The organism is Sphingomonas sp. HITSZ_GF, assembly GCF_029543155.1.
In the GTDB taxonomy this organism is placed as follows: Bacteria; Pseudomonadota; Alphaproteobacteria; order Sphingomonadales; family Sphingomonadaceae; genus Sphingomonas.
On record NZ_JARQXA010000007.1, the window covers coordinates 162,422 to 186,681 of the forward strand.

Consider the following 24,260-nt stretch of genomic DNA (forward strand, 5'->3'; position numbering starts at 1 on the left):
AAATAATAAGCAACTGATTTACGGGGATTACCTCGGAAGGATCACTCCGCCGCAATCCCCGCCTTCGAGAACATGTCCGGCCCGCCTTCGCCGGTATCCTCGTTGGCCACCGGCGTGGCCTTGGCCTTCTGGCGCTTGTCGAACGAATCCCACACCTCGCCCCAGTTGCCGCGGGTCGCCGCCTTCGAATATTCGGTGGCGCGGGTCTCGAAGAAGTTGGCGTGCTCGACGCCGTTGAGCAGCGGGGCGAGCCAGGGGAGCGGGTGCTCCTCGACCATGTAGATCGGCTTCATGCCGAGCTGGCCCAGGCGCCAGTCCGCGATGTAGCGGACATACTTCTTGATCTCCTTGGGGGTCATGCCGTTGACCGGGCCCATCTCGAAGACGAGATCGATGAACGCGTCCTCGATGCGCACCGTCTTCTGGCACATGTCGAGAATGTCGTCGCGGACCTGCGGGGTGAGGCAGTTGCGCTCCTTGCAGAAGGCGTGGAACATCTTGATGATGCCCTCGCAGTGCAGGCTCTCGTCGCGCACCGACCAGCTGACGATCTGGCCCATGCCCTTCATCTTGTTGAAGCGCGGGAAGTTCATCAGCATCGCGAAGCTGGCGAAGAGCTGGAGGCCCTCGGTGAAGCCGCCGAACATGGCGAGCGTCTTGGCGATGTCCTCGTCGGTGTCGACGCCGAAGGTGGCGAGATAGTCGTGCTTGTCCTTCATCTCCTTGTACTGGAGGAAGGCGGCATATTCGGTCTCGGGCATGCCGATCGTGTCGAGCAGGTGCGAATAGGCGGCGATGTGGACCGTCTCCATGTTGCTGAACGCAGTCAGCATCATCTTGATCTCGGTCGGCTTGAACACGCGGCCGTACTTCTCGTGGTAGCAGTCCTGCACCTCGACGTCCGCCTGGGTGAAGAAGCGGAAGATCTGGGTGAGCAGGTTGCGCTCGTGATCGGTGAGCTTCTGCGCCCAGTCGCGGCAATCCTCGCCGAGCGGCACTTCTTCCGGCAGCCAGTGGATCTGCTGCTGGCGCTTCCAGAACTCGAACGCCCAGGGATATTCGAAGGGCTTGTAGGTCTTGCGGGCTTCGAGAAGCGGCATGGGGGTTACTCCGTGACGAACTTGGGAAATTGAAGGGCGGATGCGAGCGGGGCGGTCATGCGACGCCTCCCGCCAGCGTGAAGGCCGCGGCGAAGCCGCCGAGGAACAGGCCGAGCGCGAGCAGCATCATGCCGGCGATGCGCAGCGCATAGGTGGTCGCCTCGGCCTCGGGCAGGCCGAGCGCGCGGCGCACCAACCCGGGCTTCACCAGCGTGGTGAGACCCATGGCGCCCGCGGCTCCGGCAATGCCGGCCATCAAGGCGAGGCTGCGCGTCATTCGTGGTCGATCACCGTGGTGTCGCCGCGACGGACGACCCGGTCGCGATAGACGACCTTGGTGACGCGGCTGCCGCGATTGGCGCCGACGCCGAACACGCAGATGCCGAGGAAATAGCCGAAATCGTACCAGCCGCCATTGTTGGGCACGGCATAGACCGACACTTCGGGGACGATCAGCGAGAGGAACCAGGCGACCGGGAAGATGAAGCCGTGCCACAGGCCAAGCAGGAAGCCCGGCGCCTCGGGCTGCACCGCGCTCGGCACCTGCTTGGCGCAGGCGGCGAGCAGCAGGAACGCCGTGAGCGGCAGGGCGCGCCAGGATGCCGGAACGAGCTTCATGCGATCCCCCTTTCGGGTGAGTGACAGGCGGCACGGGCGGCTGCATCGTTTGGCCTCGGCGCGCGTTGAGCGTGCGAACCCTTCCCCCAAGGAGAATGACGATGACCGACGCCAGTGCAATCAAGGAACATATGGAAGTGATCGGCGCCGACGGCGTCCATGTCGGCACCGTCGATCACGTCGAAGGCGACCGGATCAAGCTCACCAAGAAGGACAGCGGCGCCGATATCGAAGGCGCGACCGGCAGCCATGCCGGGCACCATCATTACGTCTCGCTCGGCCTCGTCGCCGATGTCGAGGGCGACAAGGTGCGGCTGAGCGCCAATGCCGATGTGGCGGTGCAGATCTTCGAGGAAGAAGCCTGAGGCATCAATTCCCTCTCCCATCGGGAGAGGGAGGGAGGCGCGCAGCGCCGGAAGGGTGAGGGCAGCGTTCATGCGACGCTGCCCTCACCCTTATCCGATGCAAGCGCGGCCGCGACAACGGCCAGCACGCCATCGAGATTGCGCATCACATCGTCGTTGGTGAAGCGGACTACGCGAAATCCCTCGGCAGCGATCACCGCCGTCCGGGCAGCATCGCGCTGCGCCGCATCGGCATGGGTATCGCCGTCCACTTCGATCACCAGAGCCTCCGAAAAACAAAGAATATCTGCGAAAAACGGGCCAACTGGCGCCTGATGCCGCCATTTTTGGGCAGGAAAGGCTTCACGCAGCGCCCGCAACAAACGCCGCTCTGGCGCGGGAGCCTCGCGGCGGAGTTGCCGCGCGCGAGGAACCGTTCCAATCGGCTGGTTTGCGTAAAGGCGCATTTCTGCCCTCACCCTTCCGCCGCCTTTGGCGGCTCCCTCCCTCTCCCGAAGGGAGAGGGAATTAGCTCACTGGCAGGCCAGGCACTCGTCATAATCGGTCGATTCGCCGAGGTTGAACTGCGGCTTGTCGATCGTGTTGTCGGCCTCCACGCCGCCCGCGAAGCCGGCGCGCTGCACCGACTTGGAGCGGAGATAGTAGAGCGACTTGATGCCGAGCTCCCAGGCGCGGAAGTGGAGCATCAGCAGGTCCCACTTCTCGACGTCCGCCGGGATGAACAGGTTCAGCGACTGGGCCTGGTCGATATAGGGCGTGCGATCGCCGGCGAGCTCGAGCAGCCAGCGCTGGTCGATCTCGAACGAGGTCTTGTACACGTCCTTCTCTTCCTGGCTGAGGAAGTCGAGATGCTGGACCGAGCCGCCCTGCTCGAGGATCGAGCTCCAAACCGCTTCCGAGTTCTTGCTCTTCTCCGAGAGCAGCTTCTCGAGATACGGGTTCTTGACCGAGAAGGAGCCCGACAGCGTCTTGTGCGTGTAGATGTTGGCCGGGATCGGCTCGATGCAGGCCGAGGTGCCGCCGCAGATGATCGAGATCGACGCGGTCGGCGCGATCGCCATCTTGCAGCTGAAGCGCTCCATCACGCCCATGTCGGCAGCGTCCGGGCACGGCCCGCGCTCGACGGCGAGCGCCATCGAGGCCTGATCGACCTGCGCCTTGATGTGCTTGAACATCCGCAGGTTCCAGCTCTTGGCCATCGCGCCTTCGAACGGGATGCCGCGCGCCTGGAGGAACGAGTGGAAGCCCATCACGCCCAGGCCGACCGAACGCTCGCGGCTGGCCGAATAGGCGGCCTTCTCCATGCCCGGCTCGGCACGGTCGATATAGTCCTGCAGCACGTTGTCGAGGAAACGCATCACGTCCTCGATCATCCCGGTCTCGCCCTTCCACTCGTCCCAGGTTTCCATGTTGAGCGAGGAGAGGCAGCACACTGCGGTGCGCTCGTTGCCGAGATGGTCCTTGCCGGTGGGAAGCGTGATTTCCGAGCAGAGGTTCGAAGTCGAGACCTTGAGGCCCAGATCGCGGTGATGCTTGGGCATGTTCGAGTTCACGTGATCGGCGAACACGATGTACGGCTCGCCGGTGGCGAGGCGGGTCTCGACCAGCTTCTGGAACAGCGCGCGCGCATCGACCTTGCCGCGCTCCGACTGGTCCTTGGGCGAACGCAGCGTCCATTCCTCGCCGTTGCGCACGGCTTCCATGAACGCATCGGGGATCAGCACGCCGTGGTGCAGGTTGAGCGCCTTGCGGTTGAAGTCGCCCGACGGCTTGCGGATCTCGAGGAACTCCTCGATCTCCGGGTGGCTGATGTCGAGATAGCAGGCGGCCGAGCCGCGACGCAGCGAGCCCTGCGAGATCGCCAGCGTCAGCGAATCCATCACGCGGACGAAGGGAATGATGCCCGAGGTCTTGCCGTTGAGGCCGACCGGCTCGCCGATGCCGCGCACCGAGCCCCAATAGGTGCCGATGCCGCCGCCGCGCGAGGCGAGCCAGACATTCTCGTTCCAGGTGTCGACGATGCCGTTCAGGCTGTCGGGCACCGAGTTGAGGAAGCAGCTGATCGGCAGGCCGCGGCCGGTGCCGCCATTCGACAGAACGGGGGTGGCGGGCATGAACCACAGCTTCGAGATATAGTCGTAGATGCGCTGGGCGTGCGCCTGATCGTCGGCATAGGCCGAGGCAACGCGCACGAACAGGTCCTGGAACGATTCGCCGGGCAGCAGATAGCGATCGCGCAGCGTTTCCTTGCCGAACTCGGTGAGCAGCGCGTCGCGCGAATGATCGACCTCGACGTCGAACGCGCGCGGCGCGACGGCTTTCGAATCATTCTTCTTGCGCGCCTTGGGCGCAGCCTTGTCGGTGCCGGCCTTGGCGGCATCATCGACGGCCGCCTTGGTGGCGGCCGGGGCTTCGGCGACGGTCTCGTTCACGCTGTTTTCCGTGTCCCTGAATTCCATGACTCTCACCCCTGACAAAGCATACCGGCATGCCCCACGGGGCACGCGCCAACTACCGACTCAAGGGGCTGCCGATCCTAGCATCGACATGGCCGAGCGCGAAGAACAAAACATGTCCACCGCACTCAGTCTCAGGCACGAGTCGACCTGTTCCGCATATGGGTATGCGGCGGCGAGTCCACCAGTGCTTGAGCTTGCCCCTCAGTGCAACCACAACAGATTGTGCCAAACCGAGTCCGGGCACAAGAGTGGAAATGGTTAATATCCACAACGCTTCGTCGCTAAAATGACTCGCTTCACAGCAGCTGCGCAAGTGCTGCAATGCCGCGACGCACGGACTTTCCTAGGGTTTCCGAAAGGCAAGGGAACGAACGCAGAACATTAAATTTTTTCGCGTGGAGGACTCCGGGCGACCACAAGGGCTTGTGGTTAGCTCCTGCGGACGACGCAACCACCGCTCCATAGCTGCGATCGCCCGTCCGGGCAGTTGCAGGCGGCGCAACCGGGCGTTGCCGATCCCGCGATCTTCAATCAGACTCCCCGGATCTGGAGCAGTCCTTCGGCGGATCGTTTCGCCACGCGCGGGATTATGTCGGGATGGCAACGAACGGGGCAGTGGCGGGCGAGCAGCCGGAATGGCAGCCGGCCCCGCACGAGCGCTCGCCCCTGCCCGGCTCGCCGCCGACGCCGTGGCACCCGCCGCTGCGCCGCATGGCCTATTTCACGGTGGCGGTGCTGGTGATCCTGTCGGGCTCGCTCGGCAACGCGATCGTCACCGCCAACCTGACCACGCTGCAGGGATCGCTGGGGCTCTATTCGGCCGAGATCCAGTGGCTGCCGACCGTCTATGTGATGACCAATGTCTGCGCGAACATGGTGCTGATCAAGTTCCGCCAGCAGTTCGGCATCCGCCTGTTCACCCAGATCTTCCTGGCCGCCTTCGCGATCACCACCGCATCGCACCTGTTCGTCCACAGCTTCGCCACCGCCGTGGCGGTGCGCGCGCTGAGCGGGGTCGCGGCGGCGGCGTGCAGCACCGTCGGGCTGCTATATATGGTGCAGGCCTGGACGCCCGCGCACCGGCTCAAGGGCCTCGTCCTCGCGATCTCGCTCAGCCAGATCGCCGTGCCGCTCGCCCGGCTCTTCCCCACCGAGGCATTCGAACCCGATCGCTGGCAGACCATGTATCTGTTCGAGCTCGGGCTGGCGCTGTTCTGCCTGGCGGGGGTTCGCCTGCTGGTGCTGCCGCCGGTCGAGCGGATCAAGGCGTTCGAGCCGCTCGACTTCGTCACCTTCCCGATCTTCGCGGGCGGCATGGCCCTGCTCTGTGCGGTGCTGGGATTGGGGCGGACGCTGTGGTGGTTCGAGGCGCCCTGGGTGGCGCCGGCGCTGATCGGCGCGATCGTGCTGCTGCCGATCGCCTGGCTGATCGAGCATCACCGTGCCCGGCCGCTGCTCAACACGCGCTGGCTCGGCAGCCGCGACATCCTTCGCTTCGCGCTCGTCTCGATCCTGGTGCGCGTGGTGCTGTCGGAGCAGACGATCGGCGCATCGGGGCTGCTCACCGTGGTGGGCATGGGCAACGACCAGATGCGGATGCTCTATCTGGTGGTGCTGCTCGCCACGCTGGCCGGCATTGCGATCAGCGCGGCGACGATCGACCCCAATTTCCTGGGCAGGCCGATCCTGATCGCGCTGGCGCTGATCGCGCTGGGCGCCTGGCTCGATTCGGATTCGACCAGCCTGATCCGCCCGCACGACATGTATTTCAGCCAGGCGCTGCTCGGTTTCGCCAGCGCGCTTTTCATCGGCCCGGCGATGCTGATCGGACTGACGCGGGCGCTGCGCGAAGGCCCCACCCATTTCGTCAGCTTCTCCGCGCTGTTCGGCATCACCCAGAATCTGGGCGGGCTGTTCGGATCGGCGATGCTCGGCACTTTCCAGGTGATCCGCGAGCATGCGCACAACAATGCGATCGTCGCGCAGCTGGCGAGCGGCGATCCGCTGGTGGCGCAGCGGCTGGCGCAGAACGCCGCCGCCTATGGACGCGTGCTGATCGATCCCAATCTGCGCCAGGCCGAAGGCGCGGCGATCCTCACCCAGACGGTGACGCGCGAGGCGAACATCCTGGCCTATAACGACACCTTCCTGCTGATCGCGGCGCTCGCGGCGGCAACGGCGTTGTGGGTCTTCATCCCGATCATGCGGATCCGGCGCGCGAACCTCGCGCGGATGGCCGCCGAGCAGCAGGCAGCAGGAGCGAAGAATGGCTGAGCCGACCGAGACGGCGACCGGGCCGGAAAAGGCACCGGCGGCGCCCGCCGTGCGCGAAGGCGCCGATCCGCCGCCCAGCCCGGAAGTCGCCACGCGGCGCTGGACGCCGCCCCGGCTGCGCTGGACCGCGATCCTGATCGCAGCGCTGCTGATCCTCGCCGGGGTGACCGCGGTGCTGATGGCCTGGCGCGCCTGGCCGTTCGCCGGCAGCGCGCAATCGACCGAGAATGCCTATGTGCGCGGCCAGGTGACGATCATCAGCCCGCAGGTGAGCGGCTATCTGGTGGAGGTGCCCGTGCAGGACTTCGCCAGCGTGAAGGCGGGCGACGTGCTGGCAACGATAGACGACCGCATCTATCGCCAGCGCGTCGACCAAGCCCGCGCGAACGTCGCCAGCGCCGAGGCGGCGCTCGCCAACAACCCGCAACAGGCGGCATCGAAGACCGCGACGCTCGGCTCGCAGCAGGCGGCGGTGGCATCGGCCCAGGCGCAGCTGACCAAGGCGCAGGCGGACTATGCCCGGATCGAGGCGCTGGCGCGCGACGGCTTCGTCACGCGCAAGGACCGCGACGCTGCGCTCGCCACGCTGCGCACCGCCCAGTCCGCAGTGGCGCAGGCCCAGGCGGCGCGGACGGTTGCAAGCGAGGACATCCGCAGCGTTGACGTGAGCAAGGGCGGGCTGATCGCCGCGGTCGACGCGGCCAAGGCGGCGATGCGGCTGGCCGAGATCGACCTGGCCAACACGGTGATCCGCGCCCCGGTGGCCGGGCAGCTGGGCGAGATCGGCGGGCGGCGCGGGCAATATGTCACCGCCGGAACCCAGCTGATGGCGCTGGTGCCGCAGACCCTGTGGGTGACCGCGAACTTCAAGGAAGCGCAGACCGCGAAGATCCGCCCGGGGCAGAAGGCGAGCTTCAAGGTCGACGCGCTGGGCGGCGCGAAGCTGACCGGGGTGGTCGAGCAGCTCTCGCCCGCGGCGGGATCGGAGTTCGCGGTGATCCGCAGCGACAATGCCACGGGCAATTTCGTCAAGATCCCGCAGCGGATCGCGGTGCGGATCAGGATCGATCCCGATCAGCAGGCCGCGGCGCGGCTGCGGCCGGGCATGTCGGTGGAAGCGCGCGTGGAGGTGGGCCGGTAGCCGGACGTCAGGCTTGGGCTCAAACCGTCATCCCGACGAAAGCCGGGATCTCGTGCGGCTCCTGTCCCGCGCCTTCGCCTGCGATCCCGGCTTTCGCCGGGATGACGGTTGAAGGGTTCAGCGGGTGCGCTACGCTACCCACAACGAGATTCGGGGACGGCATATGCGGACGGGACTGACGGCGCTGGCAGTGGCACTGGCCTGGGCGGCGCCCGCATGGGCACAGGAGGCGGCACCCGCCCCGACTCCCGACGCCACACCCATCGTTATCGTGGAAACGCCCCGGCCGACGCCCGCCGACACGGTGGTGGTCAGCAGCGACGACAATCCCGCCAGGCTGGTCGAGGAAAAGTCGATCGACGATCTCCAGGCGATGCTCGCCGCAGGCAAGGTGGAGGCTTGGAAGCTCGCCGAGCTCTATGTCGAGCGCATCGGCATGATCGACCGCGCAGGACCGACTCTGCGCTCGGTGATCGTCACGGCACCTGCCAAGGACCTGCGCTATGACGGCCGCGCCAGCGACGACCGACGCAAGGCAGGCAAGACGCTGGGACCGCTCGACGGCATACCGGTGCTGATCAAGGACAATATCGAGACGCAGAACATGCCCACCACCGCGGGCAGCCTGGCGCTCGCCAACAACGATACCGGGCGCGACGCGCCGCTGGTGGCGAAGCTGCGCGCGCAGGGCGCGATCATCCTCGGCAAGACCAACCTCAGCGAATGGGCGAACATCCGCTCGAACAATTCGATGAGCGGATGGAGCGCGATCGGCGGGCTGGTGAAGAACCCCTATGCGCTCGATCGCTCGGCGTGCGGCTCGTCGAGCGGATCGGGCGCGGCGATCGCGGCGAGCCTGGCGGCAGTGGCGGTGGGCACCGAGACTGACGGATCGGTGGTGTGCCCGGCATCGATGAACGGGCTGGTGGGCCTGAAGCCGACGCTCGGGCTGGTGAGCCGCACCGGCGTGGTACCGATCAGCCATAGCCAGGACACGCCCGGGCCGATGGCGCGCAGCGTGAAGGACGCGGCGATCCTGTTCGGCGCGATGATCGGCAGCGACCCCGCCGATCCGGCGACCAAGGGCGCCGACAAATACAAGAAGGACTATACCGCCGGCCTGACCCCCGACGCGCTGACCGGCGTGCGGATCGGCTATTGGAAGCCCGAGATGGCCGCCGACCTGGCGGCGCGCTTCGACAAGGCGCTGGCCGAGCTGACTGCGGCGGGCGCGGTGCTGGTCGAAGTGAAGATGCCCGAGCTGAAGGGGCTGGGCGATGCCGAGAGCCTAGTGCTCTACACCGAGCTCAAGGCCGACATGGCGACCTATCTCGCCACCACTCCGGCCAGCGTGACGACCAAGACGCTTGCCGACCTGATCGCGTTCAACGACGCGCACAAGGACAGCGAGATGCGCTTCTTCGGCCAGGAGACCTTCCTGAAGGCGGAGGCGACCAAAGGACTCGACGATCCCGACTACAAGGCGGCGCGCGCGAATTCGGCGCGGATGGCCGGCCCCGAGGGGATCGACGCGATGCTGAAGGCAGCCGACGCGCAGATCCTCGTCACCCCCACCTATGGCACACCCTGGTTGAGCGATCCGGCGCATGGCGACCAGTTCCAGGGTCCCTCGGCGAGCGAGCTGCCTGCCGTCTCGGGCTATCCGCACCTGACCGTGCCGATGGGGCTGGTGAACGGTCTGCCGGCGGGCCTGTCCTTCATCGGCACTGCCTATTCGGACGGGTTGCTGCTCAAGGCAGGCTATGCCTATGAACAGGCGACGCACGCCCGGGTGGCGCCGCAATATCTGCCGACGATCCCGGCGGACCTTGGCCCGATCAAGCCGTAAGGCACCAAGGCCGCGCCCCGAGACAATCGTCACCCCGGCCTTGTGCCGGGGTCCACCGGGAGGCAAGCCATGGACAAGAGGCACTAAGGGTGACCGGAGCGGCTTAGTGGCCCCCGGCACAAGGCCGGGGTGACGAAGAATTGGCAAGCAGCTGCCCTGCCCGACTTACTTCTTCTTCCTGTCCAGCTCGAGCAGCTCCTCGCGGACATGGATCGCTTCGAGCGACATGCGCACCTCGACCAGGAAATAGATCAGCCCGGCCATCAGCAGCAGCATCGAAATGATGAAGCTAGATGCCACCCAGATTCCGACATGGAGGTTGGTCAGCCGCGCGACGAACATCATCGCGACGACCAGGCAGATCGCCAGCGCGCTGGCAGTGCACAGGAAGATCGCGTTGTTGATCACCGAGATGCGGCGATCGATGATGCGCAGCTCCCAGACGTGCCGGTCGTGCTCGGGCCCGGTCGAGCGCGGATGGAGCTGCTCGATCGAGCGCGCACGGTCGACGATGCGCGCCAGCCGCCCGACCATGACGTTCAGGAACGCGCCGATGCCGGCGAGCAGGAACACCGGCGCAATCGCCGCCTGGATCGTTTCCGATACTGTGGAGAGATAGGGCCCTTCCATGCGCTGTACGTTATGACCGCGTAACCGATCGGAGTGAAGGCCCATGATGACATTCGAGACCGACAGCGAAGCCGGGGTGATCGAGTTCACCGTCGACGGCGAAGTCTCGCGCGCCGAATATGACGCGGCCGCCGCCGAGATGGACACCGTGATCGCGCGGCACGGCAAGCTCAACGCCGTGGCCGTGGTACGCAACTTTGCCGGGATGGAACTGGCCGCCTGGTGGAAGGACATCAGCTGGGGCGTAGGGCATCTCACCAAGCTCGGCCGCATCGCCGTGGTCACCGATATCGGCTGGATCATCGCCGCCAGCCGCGCGACCAGCTGGATGGTGCCGGGCGAGCAGAAGCTCTTCACGCCGGAGGAGCTGGAACAGGCGCGGAGCTGGGCGCGGGCGAGCTGAGAGCCGATCCGAGCCAATTGTCATGCTGAACTTGTTTCAGCATCAAACCCGCCTCGAGCGACATCGCCTGTGGAAGGTTGGACCCTGAAACAAGTTCAGGGTGACGCAGGGGATAGGTCCTTTCCCGGCGTCATCACGGGTTGGTAACGGGTAGCGCGGTAAGACCCCGGCCATGTCGAAGCCGATGCTGCTCGAGGAATTCACGCGCCTGCCGCCGGCGCTCACCGTCGATTGCGTCGACGGGCTGTCCGGCGCGATCGACGCGGTCGCGGCGCGCGCGGCGCCGTCGCACCGTTTCCTGCGCTATGGCTGGTTCGCCGCCGCGATCCGCGCCTATGGCGGTCATGCCCGCACCCTGACCGTGGCGCGCGAGGGCGAGCCCGTCGCCGCGCTGCCGATCATCCCCGCCGGCCCGGCCTGGGCCAGGCTCGTCTCGGTGCCCGGCTGCTACTGGCCGTTCCGCAGCTTCCCGGTGCGCGAGGATGCCGGCGTCGAGGCGATCGAGGCGCTGCTGCCCCGGCTCGCCCGCGAGGCGCGCGCGCTGCGGCTCGGCCCGGTCTATGACGGCGATCCCGCGCTCGAGCTGCTCAAGCATGCCGCCCGCGCCCAGGGCTGGGCCGTGCTCGACCGCTTCGTCGCGGACAGCTTCGCGCTCGATATCGGTGCGCGGCGCGCCGAGGGGCCCTGGCCGCGCAACTCGACGCTGAAGAAGAACCGCTTCCATGAGAAGCATCTCGCCGGGCACGGCGAACTCGACTGGCGCTTCGTCCATGGCGCCGATTGGACGGAGGCAGCCTTCGACGCGCTCGCCGCGATCGAGGAGAAGAGCTGGATCGCCGACCGCACCGACGGCTCGGACGCCAAGTTCACCGCGCGCGGCCATGGCGGCTTCTGGCGCGCCGCGGCCGAGGATCCGGTGATCGCCGAGAGCATGTGGGCGGCGATGCTCCATATCGACGGCGCGCCCACCGCCTTCTCGTTCGACATGAACGCCGGCGCGCTCAAATACGCGATCGCCAACAGCTATGATCCGCGCGTTGCCAAGCATTCGCCGGGCAAGCTGCTCTATTATCGCAACCTGGTGCAGGCGATCGAAGACGGCATCACGACCGTCGATTGGGGCGCCGGCGACAGCGGCTACAAGCAGGTGATCGGTGCCGAGAAGGGCCCGGCGATCCGCGACTGGCTGTTCGTGCGGCCGGGGATCGACGCGCTGGCGGGCAAGCTGCTCCGCGCCGCGTGGAAGCGCACCGGCCGCGCCGAAACCGGCTCAGCGGCCGCGGAAGCGGATGGCGTCCTCGGCGCTGCAAAAGGCGACGACGGCGACGAAAAGCGTGCCGGCGGCGAGGACTAGATCGAGGAACATGGGATCGCTCCTTGTTTGAGGATGATCCCGCGCTGCGCCCTGGGACAATTCGCCGCTTTGACGATCGTCAAATGCGCATATTATGAAGACTTATGCTGGCTGCCCACACCTGTTCCGACTGCGCGGTGCGTGATCGCGCACTCTGCGCCAGCCTCGACGACAAGGAACTCGGCGCACTCAACGCGCTGGGGCAGCGTCGCAAGCTCGAACGCGGACAGACGCTGCAATGGGCCGGCGAGGAAAGCCTGGTCTGCGCGAACCTGCTTTCCGGCGTGCTCAAGCTGAGCGCCAACACCCCCGATGGCCGCGAGCAGGTGGTGGGCCTGCTCTACCCGGCCGATTTCGTTGGCCGCCCCTGGGCCGAGCTGACCGATTTCACCGTGACCGCGCTGGGCGATGCCGAGCTTTGCGTCTTCCCGCGCGGACCGTTCGAACGGGTGCTGGAGGATCATGCCCGGATGGAGCGGCTGCTGCTCCAGCGCACCCTCGCCGCGCTCGACGAGGCGCGGGCACGCATGCTCACCCTCGCCCGGCTATCGGCACGCGAGAAGCTGGCCGGGCTGCTGCTCGACCTGGCCGACCGTGCCCAGGGCTGCCGCGCCACTGCCTTCGGCCCGGTGACCTTCGACCTGCCGCTGACCCGCGGCGAGATGGCCGAAGTGCTGGGGCTGACGATCGAGACGGTGAGCCGCCAGCTCACCAAGCTCAAGGCCGAGGGCGCGATCAACCTGATGGGCGCGCGCGGGATCACGATCCGCGATCGAACGAAGCTGGAAGCGGCGTAATCACCCTGACTGTTCCCCGGCGAAAGCCGGGGCCCAGGGCCCCAAGCGAACCAGCAGAGAAACCCTGGGCCCCGGCTTTCGCCGGGGAACTAGCGGGCTATCTTCCGCAAAGCGTCCACGAAGCGATCGACCTCTTCCATCGTCGTCGCCAGCGCCGGCGTGACCCGCACACAGCTGCCCGAGGCCAGCCCGTCGCGGTGGACGGTGAAGATGCCGTGCGCGTCGAGCAGATGCTTGGCGAGCGCGACATTGGCGTCGTGGCCGCTCTGCCCCTTGAGCCGGAACGCCGTGATCGCGCCATAGCTGCCCGGCTCGTCCGGCGTGAGGATCTCGAGCTTCGCCAGCTCGCGCGCCGGACGCACCCAGCGATCGCGCAGCGCCTGCAGCCGCGCCTGCTTGGCGGCCAGGCCGATGCTCTCCTGGAAATCGAGCGCGGCGGGCACCGCGAGCTGCGCGGCATAGTCGAGCGTGCCGGTATGGACGCGCGACCGGATGTCCTTCGGATTGGCGCCCGGCTCGGCGGGATCGACATCGACGTCGCCCAGCCGCCCGCCGCGGATCACGATCGCGCCGACACCCAGCGGCGCGCCGATCCATTTGTGCAGGTTGATCGCGACGAAATCGGCCTCGAGATCGGGCAGCTTGTAATCGATCTGGCCGACACCGTGCGCGGCATCGACGATCGCATCGATCCCGTAGAGCGTCGCCATCGCCGCGATCTCGGCGACCGGCAGCACCAGCCCGGTGCGGTGGCTGACCTGGGTGAGCAGCACCATCCGGATATTGGGATGCGCAGTGAAGGCGCGGGCATAGGCGTCGATCACCGCCTGGTGCGTAGCGGGCAGCGGCAGCGCGATCTTCACCACTTCGACCCCACGCCGCGCCCGCAGGCTCTCCATGCAGGCCTGCATCGTATCATAGTCAAGATCGGCGTGCAGCACCGCATCGCCCGGGCGCAGCTTGTTATAGCCGAGGATCAGCGCGCGCATCGCCTCGGTGGCGTTGCGGGTGAAGGCGATCTCGTCCTTCGCCACGCCCATGGTGGCGGCCACGCGGGCACGGATCGCCTCGATCTCGCCGGGCAGCTCGCGCCGGGCATAGAAGCTGGTGTCGCGGTTCACGCGCTCGACCTGGGCGCGATAGGCGGCGAGCACCGGCTGCGCCATCATCCCCCAATTGCCGTGCTCGAGCTGCACGGTCTTGCGGGTAACGTCGTACTGGGCGGCGATCCTGGCCCAGCGATCCTCGTCCGCGGCGGCGATAGCGGGGGTGACGGACGCGGCAGCGGCGGCGCCGAGCAAGGTCCTGCGGTCCATCATCACCCTCCCCTTCAGACGCGGATGTAGCGGAAGTACCAGACCTCGTGCCCCAGCCGGCGCGCCTTGCGCTCGTAGCGCGTCTCGGGCCAGTCGTCGGGGCGGGTGAGGAAGTCCTGCGCGGTCTGCGCCTGCCATTCGAAATCACGGCGCTGGTTCATGATCATCATCGCCCAGCGGACATAGACCGGATGATCGGTGCCGAGGCGGAACTCGCAGCCGGGCTTCAGCTTGGCGGCGATGATGTCCATCGGGCCGTGATTGACCATGCGGCGCTTGGCGTGGCGCGCCTTCCGCCAGGGATCGGGATGGAGGAGATAGAGCCGGTCGAGGCTGGCATCGGGCAGCCGCTCGAGCACTTCGAGCGCATCGCCCATGTGCAGGCGAACATTCTCGAGCGCGCCATCGCGGACATGGCCGAGCGCGCCGACCACGCCGTTGAGGAAAGGCTCGCAGCCGATAAAGCCGTGATCGGGGCGTGCAGCTGCCTGGCCGGCGAGATGCTCGCCCGCGCCGAAGCCGATCTCGAATTCGAGCGGACGGTCGTCGCCGAACAGGATGCGCGAATCGAGCGGGCCCGATTCGGGAACGCTCAGCTGGGGTAGCAGCGCCTCGACGAGCTCGGACTGGCCCTGGCGGAGCTTGTGGCCCTGGCGGCGGCCATAGAGGCGGCGGATGGAAACGGGATCGGACACGGGAGCGCTGTTAGCGCGCCGCGCGGAGAGGACAAGCGTTAGAGTGCCTGGGCGATCGACGCAGGTGCGGCCGGACGCACCGCACCGGAGCGCTGATGCGCGGCCAGACGGCGATGCTGGGGCACGTTGGTGCGCGGCTCGCGGCGGGCGATGTGCGGACGCGGCAGCGGATGCGCGAGCGCCGGGGCGATCCAGTCGCCCTGCATGTGGCGCACGCCCATGGTGCACAACAGGACCAGGTCCTCGCGGCGGACGATGCCGTTGGCGATCAGCGTCACGTCCATGTTGCGGGCGAGGCGCAGCACGCCTTCGACGATCACCCGGCGCGAGCTGCTGTCGGAGATGTTGCGGACCAGCGCCGCGTCGAGCTTGACGAAGCGCGGCGTGAAGCGGCCGAGCAGCCGTACCGCGAGCGGGCCGACGGCGAAGCTGTCGAACGCGATGGCGATGCCGCGATCGACACAGGCCTGGGCAAGTGCAGCGACGCAGGCAAGGTCGCCGCGCTCGTCGGCATTGAGTTCGACGACGATGCGCGCGACCGGCACGCGGTGCTCGATCGCGGTGCGGAAGAGATGGGCGAGCAGCGCCTCGGCGGCACCGCCGGCAGCACCCACCGGAATGGCGAGTAGCGCCTCGCCGTCGAGCAGGCCGGCCGCAGCGGCGCCGGCAATCGCAGCGCTGATCCGCGCCATTTCCAGCGCAGGGCGGGCTTCGGGCGCCAGCGCTGCTGCGATCTGCGAGAAGCTGCGGCCGTTCGCGGTGGCGACGGCCTGCCAGGCAAAGGGCATGCTCGATGCGGTGGCGATCATCGGCTGGAAGGCGATGGCGAGACCGGGTTCGTTGGCGGCGTTGGCAGGGTCGGCGTGCATGGAGCTTCCTTTCTGAAGCCCGTTAAAGATGGTTAACGCTATCAAAACCATTCCGTGCGACGCCGAAGGGGGATTCTCCCCATGGGGATTCTACCAAGTGCGAAGCGACGGATTCTGCTTGCCCCACGGATTCGCGCGAGTCGCGCAGCGAAAAGCGGATCGCAGGCAATGCGAGCCTGCCCCTGCTATTCCGCGGATTCGGCTGATTTTACCGGCACTTCATCACCGGAATCGGCGAATCACTTGGGCACGAAGATCTGCACGTTCTTGCTGCCGCGCGCGACGGCCGACACTGGCCGCAGCTGGGAGACTGCCTGGATCAGCGCCTGCGGCTCCGGCAGCTTGTCGAAGTTGGGATAGACCAGCCGCCGATCGAGGTCGCCGAAGCTGACCTGATAGCCGACATCCTTCTTCTCGGTCGAAACGCCCGGCCAGACCGTCACCACCCGCCCGGCATCGCCCAGGGCGAGCGTGTAGCTGTTCTTGGTGTCGCCGGCAGCGCGATAGACGGCATATTGCCGCGTCGCCGCACCTTCGCGGCAATATAGCGGGGGCGGAACCGGCTTGCCGTCCTTGTCCTTCCCCGCATCCGCGACGCCGATGATGAGCGCGCCGAGCAGCGACTGGCCGGCATCGGGCTTCATCGACTTGGCATGCGAATCATAGGCAAGCGCGTCGGCGCAGGCCGCGACCGGCACGGCCGCGGGCGATTCGGCGATCTTGTCGGGCCAGACGATCCCGGCGATCACCGCGTCGATCCGCGCATCGAGCGCGGCGGGATCGAGCGACTGCGAGCTGACGCGTACCGCGACCAGCCATTCGCCAAGCGGGATGATCGCCAAGCCGGTGCTCTTGTTCGGGCCCTTGCCCGGCACATAGACGCGCCGCAGCGCCGATGCGGTCGCCGCTTTCGGCCCGGCAAAGGCGCGGGCGGGTCCGGCCGGCGTCACCGTGCCGAAAACGTCGAGGCGCGACAGGATCTGGGTTTCGGAGCGATCGAACCACAGCGGCACGCTCATCAGCGCGGGGCGGTAGATGTAGAGCGTGACCGCGGTTTCCTCGCCCTCGGCATATTGCACCATCATGTCGAGCCCGACGCGCGTGGAATCCTGGATCGTGCCGCGCGGCATACCGGCGATCTTCGAGCGCAGGATCAGCCCGCTGCCTTCGTGGAGCCAGCTGACATTCGCGGGAACGTTGATCTGCGCCTGGCTCTGCGCCGCGGCCGGCAGGATGGCGCCGGCGGCGAGCGCCAGCGCGAGCGGAACCGTGAAGCGCATGAAACATCCCCCCTGTTGCCTCGAAAGGCTAAGGGAAGCCGGGTAAACTGCAAGCCCGAGATTGCGCCGATCAGGCGGCGTTGCGCAGGGCCGGCTGGGGCAGCGCGCCGGTGGCCGGCGCCCCGACATAGCTGCCCTGGACGAGCGGCACGCCGAAGCTGCGCAGCCGCTCATAGACGGGCTCGCTGTCGACGCCGGCGGCGACGATGCGCAGGCTGAGCGCCTGCATCCGGCGGACCAGATCCTCGATCGCGATGCGGCGCGACCAGCTCGAGGCGATGCCGCTGACCAGCTCGGGATCGATCGTCACTGCATGCGGCGCGAACTTGCCGCAAAAGGCCAGGCCCGATTCATTGGGGCCGATGCCGTGAAAGGCAACGGCCGGGCCGAGCTTGTTGAAGACGTGCATGACGTCGGCCAGCTGCGAGCTGGTGACGGCCTGATAATGGTGGAGCGTGAACACCAGCCGCTCGGCGACGATGCCATATTGGCGCGCGGTGAGCAGCGCCGGCTGGATATGCTCGGCGGGATCGCCGATCGCGGGCGCGCTCAGCGGAATGGCGAGGCGACCGCCCGAATTGGCGAAGCCGGCAGTGGCCGCCCAGCGGATCGCGGCGACGGTGCAGCGGCGATCGACGTCGCGGCGCGATTCGGCGGAGAGCTGGTCGAAATCATGTGCCGCAGGCACGCCGTCGCGCATCACCTGCGCCTCATAGGCATGGATGCGGCCGCCGGAGATCTGGGCGATCGGCTGGAAGGCGATCGCGAGCCCGGTGCTCGCCACGGCGGTGGCCGCCGATTCAGACGTCTCCATCGAATTTTCCGAGTCCACCGACTTGCCTCCTTTCCAACCTGCAACCTCATGAAGAAATGCGGTTGCAGATTCACTTATAGGAGGACCGGCAGGAATAGAGCGCGTTAGCCGCACCTTTCAGTGCAGGCGGAGCGTGCGCGACAGCAGAGTCTCGAGGATCGCGGCGAAGCGCCCGGGCTCGCCAAAGGCGCGGGCCGAGAGCATCGCGCCATAGACGGCGGACATGAAGGCGTCGGCCTCTTCCGCCGGCGTGCCGGCAAGCGAGACGCTGCCCTGGCGCACGCCGAGTTCGAGCAGCCGGGTGAGCCATTCGCGCAGCTCGGCGAAATGGCCGCGCACCGCATCGGCGAGATCCCCGGGCAGGCTGGGCAGCTCGGCGGCGAGCATCGCGGCGACGCAGAAGGGTGCGCTGTTGTCGGCGATGCAGCGCTCCCAATAGCCGGTATAGGCACGCAGCGCGGCGTCCGCCTCGGGGTCCTGCTCGGCCAGTGCCGCCGATTGCGCATGGATGATCGCGCGCGACTCCTCCACCACCGCCCGGGCGAGATCGCTCTTGCCAGCGAAGTGATGGTGGATGCTCGCCTTCCGGATGCCGACCGTCTCGGCGATGTCGGCATAGCTGAAGCCATTATAGCCGCGCGTCATGATCAGGCGGCGCGCCTCGTCGACGATCTGCTGGGCGGTGTCTCGCATGTTCCTACCTTCCAATAGGTAGATATTTGCTTGCGGCATGCGCGGCAAGGGCCTAAAGGACAAATCTACCTACTAGATGGTAGATTGGAGATTCCGAGATGACCGCAATCGTCGAACATCGCGCCGATGCCCCTGCCCCCACTCCCGGCGCGGGCAGTACCGGCCTGCGCAATTACTATCTGCTGCGCGCGCTGGTCGCCGCCGCCTGGGTCGCCGCCGCCTTCGCGATCGGCGGCACCAGCTGGCTGGCGGGCGCGATCCTGCTGATCGCCTATCCGGCCTGGGACGCGCTGGCGAACCTGGGCGATGCCGCGCGCAACGGCGGGCTGGCGCGCAATCCCAGCCAGGCGCTCAACGTCGCGGTGAGCACGGTCACCGCGGCGGCGGTGGCGGCGACGATCACCGACATGAAGACCGTGATCGGCATCTTCGGCGCCTGGGCGATCCTCGCCGGCCTGTTGCAGCTCGCCACCGGCGTGCGCCGTTGGAAGACGTACGGCGCACAATGGGCGATGATCCTGAGCGGCGCGCAATCGGCGCTGGCCGGCGGCCACTTCCTCTCCCGCGCACTGGGCAGCGCCGTACCGGACGTGCGCGTCGTGGCGCCCTATGCCGCGTTCGGCGCCTTCTACTTCCTGCTCTCGGCGCTGCTGCTCAGCTTCCGCCGCAAGGGCTGAGCCCGCCCGCCCCAAAGCAAAAGCCCCGCGCCGGCATCCCGGCGCGGGGCTTTTCGTTGGTTCGCCGAAGCGGCCGGATCAGGCCAGCGCGGCCTTCAGATCCTCGACCAGGTCGGTCTTCTCCCAGGGGAAGAAGTCGCCTTCGGGCTTGCGGCCGAAGTGACCATAGGCCGCAGTCTTGCCGTAGATCGGCTTGTTGAGCTGCAGGTGCGTGCGGATGCCGCGCGGGGTCATGCCGCCCAGCTTCTCGATGCCGGCGATCGCGGCTTCGATCTTGTCGTCGCCCACCGTGCCGGTGCCGTGCGTGTCGACATAGAGCGACAGCGGCTTGGCGACGCCGATGGCATAGGCCAGCTGGATCGTGCAGCGCTTGGCCAGGCCGGCGGCGACGATGTTCTTGGCGAGATAGCGGGTGATGTACGCTGCCGAACGGTCGACCTTGGTCGGGTCCTTGCCCGAGAAGGCGCCGCCGCCGTGCGGGGCCGCACCGCCATAGGTGTCGACGATGATCTTGCGGCCGGTGAGGCCGGCATCGCCGTCGGGGCCGCCGATCTCGAACGAGCCGGTCGGGTTGATGTGATAGACGGTCTCGTCGCTCAGCAGCGCGGCCGGGATCACCTTGGCGATCACGCCCTTCACATAGGCGTGGAGCTCGGCTTCCTTGGCGCCCTCGTCATAGCCCTTGGCGTGCTGGGTCGAGACAACGATCGCGGTCGCGGCGACCGGCTTGCCGTTATCGAAGCGCAGCGTGACCTGGCTCTTGGTGTCGGGTTCGAGGAAGGGGGCAGCACCCGAATGACGGTCGGCCGCCATCTGCTCGAGGATCTTGTGGCTGTAGTCGAGCGTCGCCGGCATCAGGTCGGCAGTCTCGTCGCAGGCGAAGCCGAACATGATGCCCTGGTCGCCGGCGCCTTCGTCCTTGTTGCCCGAAGCGTCCACGCCCTGCGCGATGTGCGCCGACTGCGGGTGCAGGTTGTTCTCGAAGCGGAGCGTCTCCCAGTGGAAGCCCTCCTGCTCGTAACCGATGCGCTTGACGGTATCGCGGACGGTCTTCTCGACCTCTTCCTGCACGCCCGGGGCCCAGTTGCCCTCGGTGTCCATGATGCCCTTGCCGCGGATCTCGCCGGCGAGGACGACCAGCTGCGTGGTGGTCAGCGTCTCGCAGGCGATGCGGGCTTCGGGGTCCTTCGAGAGGAACAGATCGACGATGGCGTCGGAAATCTGGTCGGCGACCTTGTCGGGATGGCCTTCCGAGACCGATTCGGACGTGAAGAGATAGTTGGAACGCATGGTTTTCCTCAAAGGTTGGGAGGAAAGCGCGGCCGTTGCCATGCCATATAAAGCTTTCCTTATATGCCGCCCTAGCGGGCCAGGCGCCGGAACGCAATTGCCAAGACTACGGAAGCGAGCCCGGCGATCAGCGCGAGCCAGTTGCCGAGCCGGGCGAAGAGGGTCGCGGGCAGCGGCGCGGGAAGCGGCGCCTCGATCGCCCCCTCCTGCCCTGCCGGCACCGTGCCGATCAGCCGGCCGCGCGCATCGATCACCGCCGAGATGCCGGTAGGCGTCGCCCGCAGGATCGGCAGCCCCTCCTCGATCGCGCGCAGCCGCGCCTGGGCCAGGTGCTGCACCGGCCCCCAGCTGCCGAACCAGGCATCGTTCGAGGGGTTGAACAGGAAGTCCGGCCGGTTGCGGCGATCGACGATCTGGCCCGAGAAGATGATCTCGTAGCAGATCGCCACGCCCGACTTTCCGAACCCCGGCACGTCCAGCGTCTTCGGACCGGGGCCGGGCAGGAAGTCGAAATCGCCCATGACCAGCCGGGCCAGGCCGAGCGGCGCCAGCAGCGTGCGCATCGGCAGATATTCGCCGTACGGCACCAGATGCGCCTTGTCGTAGCGCGCGCCGAGCATGCCGGCGGGATCGACCACCCACACCGAATTGCCGACCCCGGAGACTTCGTTCCCCGCGAAGAACAGCGCGTTGCCGCCCACCATCGCGCGGTCCTGCGGGCCGAGCAGCCCGCCGATCCGCCCGCGCACCCAGCGCGGATCGGCCTGGCGATAATATTCGCGCGGATAGCCGTCCTCGATCAGATAGTTGACCATGCCCTCGGGCCAGACGACGAGGCGCGGCACGCCGTGCGGCTGGCCGCTCCATTCGGCGAGCTTGTTCAGGACGCGTGGGGCATAGTCCGGCGCATCGACGCCGTCCTGGCCGATATTGGGCTGGACGATGCGGACATGCGGCCGCGTCATGTCCTCGACCGGCTGGCCGGGATGGAGCGCGAAGCCGAAGGCGATCAGCGCCGCCGCGATGACCACCGGCACGCGATACTGGCGCTGGGTCGCGAGATAGAGCGCACCGGCGACGAGCAGGGTGAGGCCCGACAGCGCATAGGTCCCGATCCAGGCCGCGAGCTGCGCGATCGGCGTGGCGACCCAGATCACCCCCATCGGGTTCCACGGATAGCCGGTGAACAGCGTGCCGCGCAGATATTCGCCGAGGATCCAGGCGGCGGCGGCGGCGAGCACGAAGGCGATGTCCGGCTCGTTCCAGCGCGCCTTCACCGATCGCGCGAACCGCCAGGCCAGCCCCATCGCGATCGCCGGATATACCGCCAAATAGAGCGCGAGCAGCAGCACGGCGAAATAGCCGAGCACCGGCGGCATCTTGTCCTGATAGTCGAAGGCGTGCTGGATCCAGTTGTTGCCCAGGGTGAAATGCCCGACGCCGAATACCCAGCCGCGCAGCAGCGCCGATTTCAGGCTCGGCGCATGCCAGGTCAGGTGCAGCAGCACCGCCAGGCAGGCCAAAGTCACCGGCCACCAGTCGAGCGGGGCGAAGCCGGTGGCAGAAAGGAAGCCGGCAAGCAGCGCGGCGATCAGGGGGCGGGTCAGCATCGGAAGCGTGCTTAACCGATCGCTCCCCTCGCCGTCACCCCGGCCTTGTGCCGGGGTCCACCACGCCTCCCGGACTGACAATAGAGCCTCTTGTTCATGACTTGCCTCCCGGTGGACCCCGGCACAAGGCCGGGGTGACGGATATGCGGAATGCATCGGGTGGCGAATCCCGGGCGACCGCATTACATGCCGCGCCATGACCGAGATCACCGTCGCTGCTCTGCAGCTCGCCTTTTCCAACGATATCGACGCGAACATCGCGCACGTGTCGCGCCTGGTTCGCGAAGCGGCGTCGCGCGGCGCGCAGGTGGTGCTGCCGCCCGAATTGTTCGAAGGCGAATATTTCTGCCGGGTCGAGGACGAGGGGCTGTTCGCCAACGCCAGGCCAACCGCCGAGCACAAGTCGGTGCTGGCGATGCAGGAACTGGCGCGCGAGCTGAAGATCCACATCCCGACCAGCTTCTTCGAGCTCGATGGCCATCATTATTACAACAGCCTCGCGATGATCGACCCGGACGGCAAGATCGCCGGCGTCTATCGCAAGAGCCACATCCCCGATGGCCCCGGTTATGAGGAGAAGTTCTATTTCCGCCCCGGCAATACCGGGTTCAAGGTGTGGAACGGGCCCGACAAGACCACGCTCGGCGTCGGCGTGTGCTGGGACCAATGGTATCCCGAGACCGCGCGCGCGATGATGCTGATGGGCGCCGACATCCTGTTCTACCCGACCGCGATCGGCAGCGAGCCGCATGACGACAGCCTCGACACCGCGCGCCTTTGGCGCCGGGCGATGGTGGGGCATGCCGTGTCGAACGTCGTGCCGGTGGTCGCCGCCAATCGCATCGGCACCGAGCATGGTCAGACTTTCTACGGCACCAGCTTCATCACCGACGAGCGCGGCGACATCCTCGCCGAGCTGGGCCGCGAGGAGGAAGGCGTGATCACCGCGAAGCTCGATCTGACGCTGGCCAAGCGCCACCGCGCCGCCTTCGGCTTCTTCCGCGATCGCCGGCCCGAGCTGTACGGCCGGCTGGTCCAGGATATCTGAGGGCCGCCTAGGGCGTGGCCGCTTCGTTGCCGAGCATGCCGAGTGGAAAGCCGGACAGCAGGGCAGCGTTGAACAGGCAGGTCGAGGCGTCATTGGCTTGCCCGGAATCCTGCCGCGCCAGCCATTCGCGGCTGTAGCTATGGCCATCCTCTGCGGTATCGAGCGCGCCTGCAGCTTCAGGACCGCATAGCCGCTCGAGCGACCGGGCAAAGGCCAGGTCGCTGTCGGCACCGCGCTGATAGTGAGGCACCTGATCGAGCAAACCCCGCGCCGCGAACCATTCCCGCGCCTGCGGTTTCATCGCTTCGGTGAGCCGGGCAATGCTGATCGCATAAAAGCGCGCCCGCAACGCCAGGTGTAATTCGACATGGAAATAGCCGGAAGCAAGATCGACGCAGGCGAGCTGGGCGTCGCTTGCCTGGCTCCGACCGCTCAGAACCAGCACTTCGAACTGCAGATCCTTGTCGTAACGCACCCGCGCCCGGCCCAACCCGCATCGCGATACCCGCTCGGCTGCCGTTCGGAGCGACAGCGGCAGCGCTGGGGGCGGCGCCGTCTGGAATGCACCGGCCAGGAGCAGGGCGAGGATCATCGAGTCGCGGCTACAACGAAGGCTTGCCGCTCAGCGCTGCTTGTCGCCCACCTCGTCGGCGATCTTCACCGGCAGGTCGCAGCCGTCCTCCATGCGCAGCACACCGAGATACTGGCCAGCGCGCGGTTCCTGATCGAGGCGGCGCATGCGCACAGGCTCACCGGCGGACGCAGCATAGTTGCTGCGCGCGTTCTGGCACTGCGCCTTGGGCGTGGCGGGCAGCGCGAAATGCGAGGCTGGAAGCGGCGCGGCGCGCTCACCGGCGATGGCGGCGGCAGGCAGCAGGGCGAAAGCGAGGACGGCGATACGCATGGGCTCTCCTTTGCTGAGAGCCTTGCTAGCAGCTTTTCCGTCACCCGTCGCGCCGCGAGATGCAACCGATCCGG

25 protein-coding genes are annotated in these 24,260 nt (G+C 67.2%); 9 read left to right on the forward strand and 16 right to left on the reverse strand.

Annotated elements, in window-relative coordinates:
- Positions 1–41: 41 nt before the first annotated feature.
- The 3 genes from P6144_RS18590 to P6144_RS18600 are packed head-to-tail and all read right to left on the reverse strand — an operon-like array spanning position 42 to position 1,718.
- Positions 42–1,100 (reverse strand): ribonucleotide-diphosphate reductase subunit beta, encoded by a 1,059-nt coding sequence (locus P6144_RS18590; protein WP_277769306.1) that lies wholly within the window; start codon positions 1,098–1,100, stop codon positions 42–44.
- Between the two features lie 55 nt (positions 1,101–1,155).
- Positions 1,156–1,377: a hypothetical protein gene (locus P6144_RS18595; RefSeq protein WP_277769307.1), complete on the reverse strand. Its 222-nt coding sequence runs from the start codon at positions 1,375–1,377 to the stop codon at positions 1,156–1,158.
- A complete protein-coding gene (locus P6144_RS18600) occupies positions 1,374–1,718 on the reverse strand; it encodes a hypothetical protein (protein ID WP_277769308.1) in 345 nt (114 codons plus the stop codon). The genes P6144_RS18595 and P6144_RS18600 overlap by 4 nt, the downstream gene beginning before the upstream one ends.
- A gap of 101 nt (positions 1,719–1,819) precedes the next feature.
- Here P6144_RS18600 and P6144_RS18605 point away from each other — a divergent pair, with 101 nt between their 5' ends.
- Positions 1,820–2,083, forward strand: a complete 264-nt coding sequence (locus P6144_RS18605; protein WP_277769309.1) for a DUF2171 domain-containing protein — start codon at positions 1,820–1,822, stop codon at positions 2,081–2,083.
- Positions 2,084–2,151: 68 nt separating this feature from the next.
- On the opposite strand, the gene P6144_RS18610 is transcribed toward P6144_RS18605, so the two are convergent.
- Entirely contained in the window at positions 2,152–2,529 is a 378-nt protein-coding gene (locus P6144_RS18610) for a DUF559 domain-containing protein (protein WP_277769310.1), read from the reverse strand.
- 66 nt (positions 2,530–2,595) lie between these two features.
- On the reverse strand, positions 2,596–4,542 hold the full coding sequence (locus P6144_RS18615; RefSeq protein WP_277769311.1) for a ribonucleoside-diphosphate reductase subunit alpha: 1,947 nt from the start codon (positions 4,540–4,542) through the stop codon (positions 2,596–2,598).
- Positions 4,543–5,139: 597 nt separating this feature from the next.
- On the opposite strand from P6144_RS18615, the gene P6144_RS18620 reads away from it, so the two are divergent.
- The 3 genes from P6144_RS18620 (at position 5,140) to P6144_RS18630 (ending at position 9,806) form a co-directional block, all read left to right on the forward strand.
- A complete protein-coding gene (locus P6144_RS18620) occupies positions 5,140–6,816 on the forward strand; it encodes an MFS transporter (protein ID WP_277769312.1) in 1,677 nt (558 codons plus the stop codon).
- Positions 6,809–7,957, forward strand: coding sequence for an HlyD family secretion protein (locus P6144_RS18625; protein WP_277769313.1), 1,149 nt, complete (start codon positions 6,809–6,811; stop codon positions 7,955–7,957). Before P6144_RS18620 ends, P6144_RS18625 begins: the two co-directional genes overlap by 8 nt.
- A gap of 163 nt (positions 7,958–8,120) precedes the next feature.
- Complete coding sequence (locus P6144_RS18630) at positions 8,121–9,806, forward strand: amidase (RefSeq protein WP_277769314.1); 1,686 nt, start codon at positions 8,121–8,123, stop codon at positions 9,804–9,806.
- Between the two features lie 165 nt (positions 9,807–9,971).
- Here P6144_RS18630 and P6144_RS18635 read toward each other — a convergent pair whose 3' ends face one another.
- Positions 9,972–10,436 carry a DUF2721 domain-containing protein gene (locus tag P6144_RS18635; protein WP_277769315.1) on the reverse strand — a complete coding sequence of 155 codons (465 nt, stop codon included), beginning with the start codon at positions 10,434–10,436 and terminating at the stop codon, positions 9,972–9,974.
- A gap of 43 nt (positions 10,437–10,479) precedes the next feature.
- On the opposite strand from P6144_RS18635, the gene P6144_RS18640 reads away from it, so the two are divergent.
- From P6144_RS18640 to P6144_RS18650, 3 genes are all read left to right on the forward strand, one after another.
- Positions 10,480–10,839 carry an STAS/SEC14 domain-containing protein gene (locus tag P6144_RS18640; protein ID WP_277769316.1) on the forward strand — a complete coding sequence of 120 codons (360 nt, stop codon included), beginning with the start codon at positions 10,480–10,482 and terminating at the stop codon, positions 10,837–10,839.
- Positions 10,840–11,011: 172 nt separating this feature from the next.
- Positions 11,012–12,193, forward strand: a complete 1,182-nt coding sequence (locus P6144_RS18645) for a GNAT family N-acetyltransferase (protein ID WP_277769317.1) — start codon at positions 11,012–11,014, stop codon at positions 12,191–12,193.
- 137 nt (positions 12,194–12,330) lie between these two features.
- Positions 12,331–12,990, forward strand: a complete 660-nt coding sequence (locus P6144_RS18650) for a Crp/Fnr family transcriptional regulator (protein ID WP_347275830.1) — start codon at positions 12,331–12,333, stop codon at positions 12,988–12,990.
- An 89-nt stretch (positions 12,991–13,079) separates the two neighbouring features.
- Here the strand turns inward: P6144_RS18650 and P6144_RS18655 are convergent, their stop codons facing one another.
- The 6 genes from P6144_RS18655 to P6144_RS18680 all read right to left on the reverse strand — a co-directional run bounded on the left by P6144_RS18655 (position 13,080) and on the right by P6144_RS18680 (position 18,657).
- Positions 13,080–14,309: an aminotransferase class V-fold PLP-dependent enzyme gene (locus P6144_RS18655; protein ID WP_277769319.1), complete on the reverse strand. Its 1,230-nt coding sequence runs from the start codon at positions 14,307–14,309 to the stop codon at positions 13,080–13,082.
- A gap of 11 nt (positions 14,310–14,320) precedes the next feature.
- The gene (locus P6144_RS18660) at positions 14,321–15,001 is read right to left on the reverse strand and encodes a tRNA (guanine(46)-N(7))-methyltransferase TrmB (RefSeq protein ID WP_277769320.1); all 681 of its coding nucleotides are present in this window, start codon (positions 14,999–15,001) and stop codon (positions 14,321–14,323) included.
- Positions 15,002–15,039: 38 nt separating this feature from the next.
- Complete coding sequence (locus tag P6144_RS18665; protein ID WP_277769321.1) at positions 15,040–15,870, reverse strand: EAL domain-containing protein; 831 nt, start codon at positions 15,868–15,870, stop codon at positions 15,040–15,042.
- 239 nt (positions 15,871–16,109) lie between these two features.
- The gene (locus tag P6144_RS18670; protein ID WP_277769322.1) at positions 16,110–17,150 is read right to left on the reverse strand and encodes a hypothetical protein; all 1,041 of its coding nucleotides are present in this window, start codon (positions 17,148–17,150) and stop codon (positions 16,110–16,112) included.
- A 70-nt stretch (positions 17,151–17,220) separates the two neighbouring features.
- On the reverse strand, positions 17,221–17,982 hold the full coding sequence (locus P6144_RS18675) for an EAL domain-containing protein (protein ID WP_277769323.1): 762 nt from the start codon (positions 17,980–17,982) through the stop codon (positions 17,221–17,223).
- Between the two features lie 99 nt (positions 17,983–18,081).
- Positions 18,082–18,657 (reverse strand): TetR/AcrR family transcriptional regulator, encoded by a 576-nt coding sequence (locus tag P6144_RS18680; protein ID WP_277769324.1) that lies wholly within the window; start codon positions 18,655–18,657, stop codon positions 18,082–18,084.
- Between the two features lie 98 nt (positions 18,658–18,755).
- Here P6144_RS18680 and P6144_RS18685 point away from each other — a divergent pair, with 98 nt between their 5' ends.
- Positions 18,756–19,334 carry a DUF308 domain-containing protein gene (locus P6144_RS18685; RefSeq protein ID WP_277769325.1) on the forward strand — a complete coding sequence of 193 codons (579 nt, stop codon included), beginning with the start codon at positions 18,756–18,758 and terminating at the stop codon, positions 19,332–19,334.
- A gap of 78 nt (positions 19,335–19,412) precedes the next feature.
- Here P6144_RS18685 and metK read toward each other — a convergent pair whose 3' ends face one another.
- Entirely contained in the window at positions 19,413–20,624 is a 1,212-nt protein-coding gene (gene metK / locus P6144_RS18690; RefSeq protein ID WP_277769326.1) for a methionine adenosyltransferase, read from the reverse strand.
- Positions 20,625–20,695: 71 nt separating this feature from the next.
- On the reverse strand, positions 20,696–22,234 hold the full coding sequence (gene lnt, locus P6144_RS18695; RefSeq protein ID WP_277769327.1) for an apolipoprotein N-acyltransferase: 1,539 nt from the start codon (positions 22,232–22,234) through the stop codon (positions 20,696–20,698).
- A gap of 196 nt (positions 22,235–22,430) precedes the next feature.
- Here lnt and aguB point away from each other — a divergent pair, with 196 nt between their 5' ends.
- Positions 22,431–23,282, forward strand: coding sequence for an N-carbamoylputrescine amidase (gene aguB, locus P6144_RS18700; RefSeq protein WP_277769328.1), 852 nt, complete (start codon positions 22,431–22,433; stop codon positions 23,280–23,282).
- A 7-nt stretch (positions 23,283–23,289) separates the two neighbouring features.
- On the opposite strand, the gene P6144_RS18705 is transcribed toward aguB, so the two are convergent.
- Positions 23,290–23,874 (reverse strand): hypothetical protein, encoded by a 585-nt coding sequence (locus P6144_RS18705; RefSeq protein ID WP_277769329.1) that lies wholly within the window; start codon positions 23,872–23,874, stop codon positions 23,290–23,292.
- 30 nt (positions 23,875–23,904) lie between these two features.
- The gene (locus P6144_RS18710) at positions 23,905–24,186 is read right to left on the reverse strand and encodes a hypothetical protein (RefSeq protein ID WP_277769330.1); all 282 of its coding nucleotides are present in this window, start codon (positions 24,184–24,186) and stop codon (positions 23,905–23,907) included.
- Positions 24,187–24,260: the final 74 nt, after the last annotated feature.

What these genes read in the sequence shown, in the direction of transcription:
- P6144_RS18590 (WP_277769306.1), bottom strand. Translation starts at nt 1,100, where the DNA reads ATGCCGCTTCTCGAAGCCCGCAAGACCTACAAGCCCTTCGAATATCCC.
- P6144_RS18595 (WP_277769307.1), bottom strand. Translation starts at nt 1,377, where the DNA reads ATGACGCGCAGCCTCGCCTTGATGGCCGGCATTGCCGGAGCCGCGGGC.
- P6144_RS18600 (WP_277769308.1), bottom strand. Translation starts at nt 1,718, where the DNA reads ATGAAGCTCGTTCCGGCATCCTGGCGCGCCCTGCCGCTCACGGCGTTC.
- P6144_RS18605 (WP_277769309.1), top strand. Translation starts at nt 1,820, where the DNA reads ATGACCGACGCCAGTGCAATCAAGGAACATATGGAAGTGATCGGCGCC.
- P6144_RS18610 (WP_277769310.1), bottom strand. Translation starts at nt 2,529, where the DNA reads ATGCGCCTTTACGCAAACCAGCCGATTGGAACGGTTCCTCGCGCGCGG.
- P6144_RS18615 (WP_277769311.1), bottom strand. Translation starts at nt 4,542, where the DNA reads ATGGAATTCAGGGACACGGAAAACAGCGTGAACGAGACCGTCGCCGAA.
- P6144_RS18620 (WP_277769312.1), top strand. Translation starts at nt 5,140, where the DNA reads ATGGCAACGAACGGGGCAGTGGCGGGCGAGCAGCCGGAATGGCAGCCG.
- P6144_RS18625 (WP_277769313.1), top strand. Translation starts at nt 6,809, where the DNA reads ATGGCTGAGCCGACCGAGACGGCGACCGGGCCGGAAAAGGCACCGGCG.
- P6144_RS18630 (WP_277769314.1), top strand. Translation starts at nt 8,121, where the DNA reads ATGCGGACGGGACTGACGGCGCTGGCAGTGGCACTGGCCTGGGCGGCG.
- P6144_RS18635 (WP_277769315.1), bottom strand. Translation starts at nt 10,436, where the DNA reads ATGGAAGGGCCCTATCTCTCCACAGTATCGGAAACGATCCAGGCGGCG.
- P6144_RS18640 (WP_277769316.1), top strand. Translation starts at nt 10,480, where the DNA reads ATGATGACATTCGAGACCGACAGCGAAGCCGGGGTGATCGAGTTCACC.
- P6144_RS18645 (WP_277769317.1), top strand. Translation starts at nt 11,012, where the DNA reads ATGTCGAAGCCGATGCTGCTCGAGGAATTCACGCGCCTGCCGCCGGCG.
- P6144_RS18655 (WP_277769319.1), bottom strand. Translation starts at nt 14,309, where the DNA reads ATGATGGACCGCAGGACCTTGCTCGGCGCCGCCGCTGCCGCGTCCGTC.
- P6144_RS18665 (WP_277769321.1), bottom strand. Translation starts at nt 15,870, where the DNA reads ATGCACGCCGACCCTGCCAACGCCGCCAACGAACCCGGTCTCGCCATC.
- P6144_RS18670 (WP_277769322.1), bottom strand. Translation starts at nt 17,150, where the DNA reads ATGCGCTTCACGGTTCCGCTCGCGCTGGCGCTCGCCGCCGGCGCCATC.
- P6144_RS18680 (WP_277769324.1), bottom strand. Translation starts at nt 18,657, where the DNA reads ATGCGAGACACCGCCCAGCAGATCGTCGACGAGGCGCGCCGCCTGATC.
- P6144_RS18685 (WP_277769325.1), top strand. Translation starts at nt 18,756, where the DNA reads ATGACCGCAATCGTCGAACATCGCGCCGATGCCCCTGCCCCCACTCCC.
- metK (WP_277769326.1), bottom strand. Translation starts at nt 20,624, where the DNA reads ATGCGTTCCAACTATCTCTTCACGTCCGAATCGGTCTCGGAAGGCCAT.
- lnt (WP_277769327.1), bottom strand. Translation starts at nt 22,234, where the DNA reads ATGCTGACCCGCCCCCTGATCGCCGCGCTGCTTGCCGGCTTCCTTTCT.
- aguB (WP_277769328.1), top strand. Translation starts at nt 22,431, where the DNA reads ATGACCGAGATCACCGTCGCTGCTCTGCAGCTCGCCTTTTCCAACGAT.
- P6144_RS18705 (WP_277769329.1), bottom strand. Translation starts at nt 23,874, where the DNA reads ATGATCCTCGCCCTGCTCCTGGCCGGTGCATTCCAGACGGCGCCGCCC.
- P6144_RS18710 (WP_277769330.1), bottom strand. Translation starts at nt 24,186, where the DNA reads ATGCGTATCGCCGTCCTCGCTTTCGCCCTGCTGCCTGCCGCCGCCATC.